Genomic DNA, 942 nt, shown 5'->3' on the forward strand with positions numbered 1-942 from the left:
CTCGTCTTCCCCGGACAGGAGCTGCAGGTGGCGGGGCGGCTGCCGGGGAAGGGCGACGCGGCGCTGGAGGTGGTGACCCAGGCGGGCACCGGGCCCGAGCGCACGCTGCGCATCCCGCTGCCGTCCGGCGAGGACAGCGCCTTCGCGCCCCGGGCGTGGGCGGAGCTGTTCGTGTCCCGGCTGGTGTCCCTGGATGACGAGCGGTTGGACCGGATGGTGGTGGCGCTCAGCCAGCACTACCGGCTGGCCAACGCCCGCGCGTCCATGCTCGTGCTGGAGTCGGAGGGTGACTACACGCGCTACGCCGTGCGCGACGAGCAGGTGGACCTGGAGAACCTGGAGTCGCTGCGGCGCCGGGAGGAGGACCAGCGCCGCGACAAGCTCCTGGGCATCGCGCTGGATGACGTCCACTCCTCAGGCCGCGCGGTGGTGGCCCGGCTCGCCGAGCACAGGGGCGTGCCCGCGCTCCTGCGGCGCCAGCCGCTGCGGGACCTGCCCTACGCGGGCGGTGACGAGCGGCTCCAGGCGGAGCTGGCCTACCGCAAGGCGCGGCGGGAGAACCGGGACGACGTGATGATCTACGAGGCCGTGGCCCGCAGGCGCGCCTTCTCCGGCGACACCTGGGGCGCGGTGCGCGCGCTGTCGTCGCCCGTGGAGCTGCGGCCCCGCGACGCGGAGGCGCTGCGGCTGGTGGGGTACGGCCTGCTGGCGCTGGGGCAGTACCCGGCGGCGGCGGAGCTCTTCGAGCACGTGCGCCTCAACCGTCCCTTCGAGGCACAGGCCTTCCTGGAGGAGGCGCTCGCGCTGGACGCGGCGGGGCGCTACTCGGAGGCCGCGCGGAACTACGAGATCGTCCTGGCGCGCCCGTGGCCGCGCCATGGCGACGAGCTGCGGACGGTCGCGAGCTTCCACTACGCGCGCATGCTGGCGGGGCTGGAGCGG

General features: G+C 74.8%; 1 pseudogene. It reads left to right on the forward strand.

The features are described 5' to 3' along the window. Positions 1–942, forward strand: a pseudogene (locus ACLEQD_RS44320) (hypothetical protein); the annotation flags it as partial.

This window comes from Corallococcus sp. 4LFB (genome assembly GCF_046520365.1).
GTDB classification, from domain to species: domain Bacteria; phylum Myxococcota; class Myxococcia; order Myxococcales; family Myxococcaceae; genus Corallococcus; species Corallococcus caeni.